Origin of the sequence: Nostoc sp. PCC 9305 (assembly GCF_963920915.1) — a bacterium.
GTDB lineage: Bacteria > Cyanobacteriota > Cyanobacteriia > Cyanobacteriales > Nostocaceae > Nostoc.
Genome location: NZ_CAWUDN010000178.1, coordinates 1 through 9,417, shown reverse-complemented (window position 1 = coordinate 9,417; position 9,417 = coordinate 1). Strand labels below are relative to the sequence as shown.

The following is a 9,417-nucleotide window of genomic DNA, read 5'->3' as shown; positions in this document are numbered from 1 at the left end:
AACTCCTAACTCCTAACTCCTAACTCCTAACTCCTAACTCCTAACTCCTAACTCAGCACGGGCTAAACGCCCCGCTACCGCTAACAGCACTTTAAAAAAATGCTGGTTGGTGGCGAATCAAGTTAAAAAATTCTTCGCGGGTTTTGTGCTCATCTTGGAACACACCAACCATTGCGCTAGTGACAGTCCAAGAACCTGGTTTCTGAACGCCACGCATTACCATACACATGTGACTAGCTTCCATCACTACAGCAACGCCTTGAGGTTCCAGAATTGTCTGGATTGCTTCGGCAATTTGGCGAGTTAGTCTCTCTTGTACTTGTAAGCGCCGGGAATACATCTCAACAATCCGGGCCAGCTTACTCAGTCCGACAACTTTTTGGTTGGGAATATAAGCAACGTGCGCTCTACCCATAAATGGCAGCATGTGGTGTTCGCACAGACTAAAGAAGTTAATATCTCTAACTAGTACCATCTCGCTATGCCCTTCATCAAAGATGGCATCATTAACGAGTTCTTCAAGGGATTGGTTGTAGCCACTAGTAAGAAACCGCATTGCTTCGGCTACTCGTTTGGGTGTTTTCAGGAGTCCTTCGCGTTCGGGATCTTCACCAACTCCCAATATTATTGCTCGCACGGCATCCTTCATTTCCTCAAGTTGTTCCTCTTTTGGCGGGAACACATCCGGTTGTCGCCCGTTATGAGTATTGCGATCTGGTCTAGGAGTTATGGCTTCTGCCAAGTCGGGAATCAGAGGTGATTGAGAGCAATTGGAACCGTTGGAACTAGCAATAGTCATGATTCAGTCTTGGTTATGGTTTTAATTTAGTTATGAGTTATGAGTTATGAGTTATGAGTTAAAAATTCTAACTCCTAACTCCTAACTTCTAACTTCGCAATTAAAGTGCGCCAGCGCTGGGCATTAGGGTCATTTCATCAATAACTGCCTGTTGTGGTAACAGAACTGTGTAGAGAATTGACTGAGCTACAATTTCCGGGGTTAACATTTTGGAACGGTCTAAGTTGACATGGACTGTTTCTGTATCCCAAAGTTCGGTATTGACTGCGCCAGGACAAATAGCTGTGACACGAATGCCGTGAGTGCGTTCTTCTTGTGCCAGGGTTTGAGAGAGGGCTATCAAACCAGCCTTGCTGACGCTGTATGCTCCCCAACCGGGAAAGGGTTGCTTGGCGGAAATTGAGGCGATGTTGATAATTGTGCCTGTGCCCCGATCGCGCATTGAAGGTAAAATCCCTACAATGCACTGAAACACGCTGGTGAGATTCAAGTCAATTACCTGCTGCCAGCCCTCTAGGGGGATTTCGCTCAAAGTACCTGTATAAGCGATGCCAGCATTGTTTACCAGAATGTTGATATCACCAAAGTCAAGAGCGATCGCTTGGATCTTGTCTTTGACTTCGGAGATCCGCGCTAAATCTACAGCGTAAGCTTTCGCTTCGACCCCAGTATGCTCTACGGCTTCTCTTACCGCCTCCAATTTATCCAAAGAACGGCTGACTAAGGCGACATCTATTCCCGCTTTCGCAAAGGCTAAAGCCGTTGCTTTCCCAATTCCACTACTTGCCCCAGTAATCAGGGCGCGTCGTTTTTGCTCAACACTCATGGTGTCTCCCAATTTTTTGGCAGTTCCCAAAGCCTATTACCATCCCATTATTTACACTTCTTGGTTTGGATAGATTAAAGGAATCTAAAAATCTGATTATTTTCATTAAGCAGATGCTATGATTCAGCACAACAGTCCCCATATTGTGGGTTTTAGCAGTGAAGACAACAAATTGTTGCCTGGAAAACCACGCCGTACATTCAAATTAGATTATTTACATAATACAAAACCCACTCAATCAAATTGAGTAGATTTGCCAAACATGCAAATGCCTATGGCTAGATTGTTAAAAATCTTTAAGCACATAGGCAATTATAGCATTGCTGCTTTACTAATAAATCATTATGCAGTGCCGTTAGTGGGCAACTTCTGTAAAAACACCAATTTTGCGGAATTTTTCATAGCGCAGTTGGCGGCGTTCTGGAGCGGTTAAACGATTGAGTTCGTCTAAATTTTCCATCAGTACTTGCTTGAGAGTGGTAGCGGCTTTTAAGGGGTCAGAATGAGCGCCACCAGTGGGTTCAGGTAGTATTTGGTCGATAATTCCCAACTTTTTCAGGTCATGGGAAATAATTTTTAGCGCCACAGCGGCTTGAGGAGCTTTACCAGCATCTTTCCACAAAATTGCAGCGCAGGCTTCGGGAGTGGCGACGGTATAAACGGAGTGTTCAAACATGAGTAGGCGATCGCCTACCCCAATACCGAGTGCGCCACCGGAACCACCTTCACCAATGACTGTGCAGATAATTGGCACATCCAAACAGAACATTTCCCGTAAGTTGTAAGCGATCGCTTCTCCTTGACCTTGGTGTTCTGCTTCTACCCCAGACCAAGCTCCTGGTGTGTCGATAAAAGTTAGTATCGGCATACTAAACTTGTTGGCGTGTTCCATCAACCGCATAGCTTTGCGATAGCCGCCAGGGTAAGGCATTCCAAAGTTACGGGCAATATTGTCTTTAGTATCGCGTCCTTTTTGATGACCCAACATCACCACAGGTTGTCCACTCAGACGACCAACACCACCAACTAAAGCCGGATCGTCACCACCACAGCGATCGCCATGCAATTCCATCCATTCATCACTAATTGCCTGAATGTAATCGAGAGTACTAGGGCGACGCGGATGACGAGCGACTTGCAATCGCTGGGACGGGGATAGACTAGTGAAAATTTCCTCACGTAGTTGCATGGCGCGTGCTTCTAGTTGACGAATTTGACCAGAAACATCGACGCCATTTTCTTCTGCAAGTTGCCGAATTTGATCGATTCGGGTTGCGAGTTCTGCTAGGGGCTTTTCAAAATCTAACAGTAGCGGTTTACGCTCGGTAGTTGCCATCGTAGGGGTTATAAGTACGAGTTATAGGTTTTTCAGAGTGAGGAGTGAGGAGTTAGGAGTGAGGAGTTAGGTATTAGAAGGAGTGTATTGATAAAAGTTCTTAACTCTTAAACTTTTAACTCCTAACTCTTCCAGTTAAACCAACAGCGGTCTAAATCCATGTTTCACTGATACCTTACCAATCTGCTCCATTTTGTCTACGGTAATCTGATTCCGTCCCCACGAAAAGTTCGTGTATAACTTCTCAAATTCCAACAGCATTGATTCGGCAAAACAAGCAAACAGCTGGCGGGCTGGCACGTCCATATTGACGATTTTCATAATTTTCCAGTCAATATCCAGGGAATGCTCGACAATCCCACCATTTAACACAAATACACCAGGATGCTGAACTTTGGTTGCTAAGTTTTTAGGATAGCCGCCATCAATCAATAAACAGGGTTGTTTCAAAGTGGTCGGGTCAATTTCCACGCCTCTGGGCATACTAGCAACCCAAACTACAACGTCAGCTTCAGGCAGTGCTTCTGTCAAACCCATGATTTTTCCTCGCCCCAGTTCGCCTTGCAGTTCTTTGAGGCGTTCTTGATCGCGGGCGATCAACAAAAGTTCTTTGACATCTGTTTTCGCATCTAACCAACGGGTAACTGCACTACCAATATCCCCAGTTGCCCCACATATAGCAACAGTGGCTTTTGACAGATCGATTCCCAATTGTTTTGAGGCTTCTTCCACCTGCTTACAAATAATGTAGGCAGTATGTGTGTTTCCTGTAGTGAAGCGTTCAAACTCTAGTTTAATGTTGCGGACTTGGCTAAACTGGTCTAACTTAAAGTTTTCAAAAATAATCGACGAAAATCCGCCTAAAGCTGTAATGTTAATGCCATGCTTTTGTGCGTGAGCCATCGCGTTGAGGATTTTGCGCGTCGCGGCTTTGATGCGCCTGCTGGCCAGCATCTCTGGCAAAAAGCAAGATTCTACATACCGTCCTTCAATTTTTTGCCCAGTTACACTGGTGACAATAATGGTATCGACAATTTGCGGTGGGGCGCTGCACCAAAAGTCTAGCCCTTGATCGGCATATTCTGGGTATCCCAATTCTTTAGCTACCGATTGAGCGTGTTCTAAACTAGTCAGATGTCCAATTAGACCAAACATGTAGTGATTATTAGGCTTGTGCTGTCTTGAGGCGTGGAATTTAGTAGAGTTAGGAGTTAGGAGTTCTGAGTTCTGAGTTCTGAGTTCTGAATTTAAACTACTCAGCACTCAGCACTCGTTACTCAGCACTCTTTTAAGCGGCGATGAGTCCATAGGCTGACAAGCGCATGATGTCGCGAGTCGTGAAGCCTATGTTACTTAATGCTTCACCGTATTGAATCATAAAGTCTTCTACCAAAGCATCTTTTTCCATTGCCATTGTGTGGGCATCACCCTCTACTTGGTTAAGCATTTTCCAGACTATGGGCAGGTTATGGCGATTTGCAAGTTCAAGTTCAGCTTTGGATTCTGTGAAATGTTCTTTCAACCAAACTTCTCCAAAGTTGAGATGGCTATATTCTTCTTTTACTACTCCTTCCGTGATTTTGCGGGCAAAAGCGTCGGCGACGGGGATGTAAATGTTATATGCTGCGATCGCAAAACATTCGATAATCAAAGACTGAATCAACAGACAAGTGACGACCTTCCCTTCCGCCGCTGCTGTTTGGAAATTCTGGTGTAGTCCAGAGAAAAATTCCTTGGCAAATTGCAAATCTGGGGTGACTTCCAAATTGCGCCCACAAGCTTCAAATCCTTTTTTGTGGCGGCTTTCCATCTTGGATAGGCGAATCAATTCATCATGAGATTCTGGCAGCAGTTCGGCTAATGTGATGTAATTTTCATGGGCTTCTTGTTCCCCTTCAATCACGATCGCATTAATCCGGCTATAAGCATCTTTGTATGTTTCGCTCTTGAAATCTAATTCTTTAAATTGGTCTGCAAGCTGCTGCATGGTTATGTTTACTCCCGTAAAACTGAATTATTTGACACCAGGATTCGATTTACCCTATGAACTGAGGTTAACAATCACTGTGGTTTAATTTAACTTAACAAGTAGACTATGTTTATAGATTAATGGTTGCTGGGGGCAATGCTCTAGTACTAGCGAAATAAATGCTTTGCGGCTCAAGTTATGTCTAAACCAAACCTGAATGTGAAATCTGGTGATTTTTTGAGCCTAGTAATCTTACTGCTAGGGGCATTTATTGTCCTACTACCGCTGTTTGTGGTCTTTCTCACCTCCTTTGCACCAACGTCCGCCAGCCCAGAAAATTTGTTCAAAAATAACTGGTCTTTAGCAAATTACCGCGTTGCATGGCAACAAGGAAAATTTTTGCTGGCGTTTGCTAATTCTACCTTGGTAGCGATCGCTGTGACGGCGTTTCAGATTGTCACTTCTGCTTTAGCTGGTTACGCCCTAGCACGATTGAAGTTTCGGGGACGCCAAGCACTGCTATTAGTCGTTTTAGCAACTTTAGTGATTCCCTTTCAGTTATTAGTGATTCCCATCTTTTTGGTATTGAAGTGGGGACACCTGATAAATACATACTGGGCGCTGATTTTACCCACTGCGGTTAGCGGATTTGGGATTTTCTTATTACGTCAGTATTTCCAGACAATTCCCGTGGAATTAGAGGAAGCCGCAGCTATAGATGGGGCGAACCGACTGCAAATTTTGTGGCGGGTGATGTTACCTTTAGCCCGTCCAGCATTGGTGACGCTGTTTTTGTTCACCTTCATCGGTGAGTGGAATGATTTGTTTAAGCCTCTGGTATTTACGACAAGACCAGAATTAAGGACGGTGCAACTAGCGTTGGCTGAGTTTCAGGAGCAATTTACGAATAATTGGCCCTTGATGATGGCGGCAGTGACAATAGCCACAGTTCCAGTGATGGTATTATTCCTCATCGGTCAGCGTCAATTTCTTCAGGGCATTGCTGCCACAGGAATTAAGAATTAGTGGGGAAACAGGCAGTAAGTGGAAGCCCGATTTTAGTTATTAGACGAAACGCCCACTCGACAATAAATAATTTGAATTGGGGACTTCCAATAAATAAATTATCCAAATAAACGTAGACGCATTCGCGGAGCGTCTCTAAGAGTTGCGGCTTGCCGCAGGCTACCACAGAGACAAGGCAGCGCGGCGCGGTCTTCTCCCAAGGGGAGACGCCAAGGGCGATGGGGGTTTCCCCCATGAGCGACTGCCGCGCAGAGAACACAGGAGAAGAGAAATAGAGAGAATTTTTGCGTCAGTTTTGGGATATTTTTTTATTTGGAAGTCCCTTGGTATTACTTAAAAAATAGCTGTAAAGAAAATCCCGCAGGAAAATTATGAACTTTTATGACACTGAGCGTAATCATTGCTAACTAAACTGAAGCAATAATTATACACATCCCGTCAGGAACGAAAACATTCATGAGTTCTCAACAAGTCATAGATCCTCAAATATTACAGCAGTTACAAGAAGAGATTCAGCAGAAAATGGATCAAAGCCTAGAAAACGCTGACTTACACTCAGTGCTTGAAAAGTACGGCTTATTAGAATATAGAGTCTTGAGAATTCATTGGCAGTGTAATCTCGATCCCAATCAACTCAAATCTGATGATGCAGTTGACGAACAGCAACCCAATGCATTATTGGCAGAAACTGCAAGACCTTCAATACCAGAAATTGTGTTAGTCAAAAAAGCATTGTGTATACCTTGCCCATCAACTGGCAGTCCTTTAGGCTGTTACTGCTAAATAATTTAATCTTCGGACTGCAAAGAGTTTATTCTAGTGAATGTAAAAATACTAAACTTTGCTTTTATGTAGTATTTAGGTTACAGAGATAACATCAACGTATTAAGATCGCTACTTAGCAAAAAGCAGTATTTTAATAAACTCTGATGTTTTGAGCGCCAGTTTTCATGTCTCAAAATCGAAGCAGTTGCCACTGGAAGTTAGGAATAGTGAGTACTTTAGTAATTGCTAGAGTGCTCACTTTTGCTGAGAGTTTTGCCTTAGCTCAAATTCAAAAAGATGCCACACTTGGATCAGAAAGTTCAATCATTACACCAAAGCTCATCAATGGTCAGCCTATAGACCAAATTGATGGTGGAGCAGTTCGTGGTACAAACTTGCTCCACAGCTTTGAAAAATTTTCTATCTCTGCGGGAACGACAGCCCATTTTAACAATGCAATCAATATTCAGAACATCATCAGTCGGGTGACAGGCAATTCTGTTTCTAATATAGATGGCATTCTCAAAGCTAACGGCACAGCCAACGTATTTTTGATTAATCCTAACGGCATTGTTTTTGGGCCCAATGCTTCTTTAAATATTGGCGGTTCGTTTGTGGCTAGTACGGCGAGTAGTTTGAACTTTGCTGATGGTACAAACTTTAGTGCTACATCACCTCAAACTGCACCTCTACTCACAGAAAGTGTTCCTATAGGTTTACAATTCGGAACAACTGCTCGACCTATCCGCAATCAATCCCAAGCAAGTCCCAATAATGCAATTAATACCTTCGGACAAGGTGTTGGTCTACAAGTGCAGCAAGGCAAAACCCTAGCACTTATAGGCGGTGATATAACGCTAGAGGGCGGAAATTTAACGGCAAGTGGGGGAAGAATTGAGTTAGGAAGCGTTGCTGGCAATAGTTTGGTCAGTCTGAATTCAACGAATCAAAGTTGGGCATTAGGATATGAAGGTGTTCAAAATTTTCAGAACATTCAACTAACCCAGCAAAGTCAGATTCCATCTACTCTAGATACCAGTGGCAAAGGTGGCGGTAATATCCACCTACAAGGACAGCGCGTACTAGTAAGTGACGGTTCACAAATTTTGGCTCTGACTCTGGGAGCGCAACCGGGAGGAAATTTAACAGTGAACGCTTCCGAGTCTGTAGAACTTGGACTAAATGCGTTCTTGTCTACTGGAACTTTCGACACTGGAAACTCTGCAAATATAAATATCACTACCAGAAAGTTGATTGTCAAAGATGGAGCGCAAGTCTTAATGTTCAATGTTGGTTCGGGATTGGCGGGGCAATTGACTATCAACGCCTCAGATTCCGTAGAACTAATTGCAGGCATCCCCATTTCTCCTTTGCCAGATGGTAGTGATTTAACATCCAGTGGATTATTTAGTGCAACTTATGGCACTCCCAATGCTGGCAGCATAATAATTAATACTGGAAAGTTACGTATCGAGGGAGGGGCAGCAATATCAACAAGTTCTGAGGGTATACTTGGGCGGTTTTCTAACCAATTGATACCAGCTACAGGAAATGGAGGAGATTTGATAGTGAACGCCTCTGAGTCCGTAGAATTAATGGGAACCTCAGCAAATGGTTCTAAGCTCAGTAGCTTGTTTGCTGGGACTCAAGGGCCTGGAAATGGCGGTAACTTGACCCTAACTACAGGGCGATTGATTATCAAAGATGGCGCGGCAATAACTGTGAGCAGTGAAGCTCGAAAAAATGTTAACTATCAAGGGGGTGTACCCAATTTCGGTCTAGCAGGCGAACTCAATATAAACGCTCATTCCATCCTGCTGGATAAAGGAAAACTTACATCTAATAGTGAGTCAGGTAAGGGCGGTAACATTGCGGTACAGGTGCGGGACTTATTACTGATGCGTCGCAACAGTCAAATCTCTACTAATGCCGGAGGTGATAAAACTGGCGGTAATATCACCATCAATGCACCTAATGGCTTCCTAGTCGCGACTCCCTTGGGAAATAGCGATATTACCGCCAACGCCAACTTTGGTTCTGGTGGTAAAATTGCGATCGCCGCTAAGAATATCTTTGGGTTTGTGCCACGCACTCGTGCAGAGGTGGAGAAGCTCGATCCAAAAGATATAAACCCGAATAACATCCCAACAAGTGACATCACTGCATTTTCTCAGCAAAACCCTTCATTAAGTGGCACTGTACAAATCAACTCACCAGATGCTGACCCCAGTAAAGGATTAGTGGAACTACCTGTAAATCTGGTTGATGCTTCGCAGCAAATTGCTGCTGGTTGTAGTTCTGGTGGAAAAATAGGAAGAAGTTCATTTGTTACTACTGGGCGTGGAGGAATACAAGCCGATCCCACGGAGCCATTGATAGCTGATGATGCAGTGTTGGCACATTGGATCGCCCTCCCTCCAGAGAGTCAGAATCGTGCTGGTGGTATTCAGAAAAAAGCGGTTGTTCAGGCGCAGGGAAACACAGAAGAAAAATCACAGAAGGTTAATTCTGTCAATGAACCTACTCAAATTGTAGAAGCCCAAGGCTGGGTAATCGATGCCAATGGGAACGTGGTTCTGGTTGCTCAAGTACCCACTGCATCACCCCATAACTCTTCGCTTGTCGCTACATCTTGCACTGCTAATTAGGGCTTGCTGAAAAAGTCATAAAAAAGCAATTTTAAGGGTTGACTAGTT

The 9,417-nt window shown here is 44.0% G+C and carries 8 protein-coding genes; 3 read left to right on the top strand and 5 right to left on the bottom strand.

Annotated features, from left to right (window positions below):
- Positions 1-91: 91 nt before the first annotated feature.
- The 5 genes from folE to ACM0OX_RS34095 form a co-directional block, all read right to left on the bottom strand.
- Entirely contained in the window at positions 92-799 is a 708-nt protein-coding gene (gene folE / locus ACM0OX_RS34115; protein WP_289795113.1) for a GTP cyclohydrolase I FolE, read from the bottom strand.
- A gap of 100 nt (positions 800-899) precedes the next feature.
- Complete coding sequence (locus tag ACM0OX_RS34110) at positions 900-1,625, bottom strand: SDR family oxidoreductase (protein ID WP_414519462.1); 726 nt, start codon at positions 1,623-1,625, stop codon at positions 900-902.
- A gap of 355 nt (positions 1,626-1,980) precedes the next feature.
- Positions 1,981-2,961, bottom strand: a complete 981-nt coding sequence (locus tag ACM0OX_RS34105; RefSeq protein WP_094349744.1) for an acetyl-CoA carboxylase carboxyltransferase subunit alpha — start codon at positions 2,959-2,961, stop codon at positions 1,981-1,983.
- A gap of 135 nt (positions 2,962-3,096) precedes the next feature.
- A complete protein-coding gene (locus ACM0OX_RS34100) occupies positions 3,097-4,116 on the bottom strand; it encodes a long-chain acyl-[acyl-carrier-protein] reductase (RefSeq protein WP_094349743.1) in 1,020 nt (339 codons plus the stop codon).
- A 133-nt stretch (positions 4,117-4,249) separates the two neighbouring features.
- Entirely contained in the window at positions 4,250-4,948 is a 699-nt protein-coding gene (locus ACM0OX_RS34095; protein WP_414519460.1) for an aldehyde oxygenase (deformylating), read from the bottom strand.
- 180 nt (positions 4,949-5,128) lie between these two features.
- Here ACM0OX_RS34095 and ACM0OX_RS34090 point away from each other — a divergent pair, with 180 nt between their 5' ends.
- The 3 genes from ACM0OX_RS34090 to ACM0OX_RS34080 all read left to right on the top strand — a co-directional run bounded on the left by ACM0OX_RS34090 (position 5,129) and on the right by ACM0OX_RS34080 (position 9,369).
- Positions 5,129-5,956: a carbohydrate ABC transporter permease gene (locus tag ACM0OX_RS34090; RefSeq protein ID WP_289795117.1), complete on the top strand. Its 828-nt coding sequence runs from the start codon at positions 5,129-5,131 to the stop codon at positions 5,954-5,956.
- 456 nt (positions 5,957-6,412) lie between these two features.
- On the top strand, positions 6,413-6,739 hold the full coding sequence (locus tag ACM0OX_RS34085; RefSeq protein WP_334842163.1) for a hypothetical protein: 327 nt from the start codon (positions 6,413-6,415) through the stop codon (positions 6,737-6,739).
- A gap of 167 nt (positions 6,740-6,906) precedes the next feature.
- Entirely contained in the window at positions 6,907-9,369 is a 2,463-nt protein-coding gene (locus ACM0OX_RS34080) for a filamentous hemagglutinin N-terminal domain-containing protein (protein WP_414519458.1), read from the top strand.
- Positions 9,370-9,417: the final 48 nt, after the last annotated feature.

What these genes read in the sequence shown, in the direction of transcription:
- folE (WP_289795113.1), bottom strand. Translation starts at nt 799, where the DNA reads ATGACTATTGCTAGTTCCAACGGTTCCAATTGCTCTCAATCACCTCTG.
- ACM0OX_RS34110 (WP_414519462.1), bottom strand. Translation starts at nt 1,625, where the DNA reads ATGAGTGTTGAGCAAAAACGACGCGCCCTGATTACTGGGGCAAGTAGT.
- ACM0OX_RS34105 (WP_094349744.1), bottom strand. Translation starts at nt 2,961, where the DNA reads ATGGCAACTACCGAGCGTAAACCGCTACTGTTAGATTTTGAAAAGCCC.
- ACM0OX_RS34100 (WP_094349743.1), bottom strand. Translation starts at nt 4,116, where the DNA reads ATGTTTGGTCTAATTGGACATCTGACTAGTTTAGAACACGCTCAATCG.
- ACM0OX_RS34095 (WP_414519460.1), bottom strand. Translation starts at nt 4,948, where the DNA reads ATGCAGCAGCTTGCAGACCAATTTAAAGAATTAGATTTCAAGAGCGAA.
- ACM0OX_RS34090 (WP_289795117.1), top strand. Translation starts at nt 5,129, where the DNA reads ATGTCTAAACCAAACCTGAATGTGAAATCTGGTGATTTTTTGAGCCTA.
- ACM0OX_RS34085 (WP_334842163.1), top strand. Translation starts at nt 6,413, where the DNA reads ATGAGTTCTCAACAAGTCATAGATCCTCAAATATTACAGCAGTTACAA.
- ACM0OX_RS34080 (WP_414519458.1), top strand. Translation starts at nt 6,907, where the DNA reads ATGTCTCAAAATCGAAGCAGTTGCCACTGGAAGTTAGGAATAGTGAGT.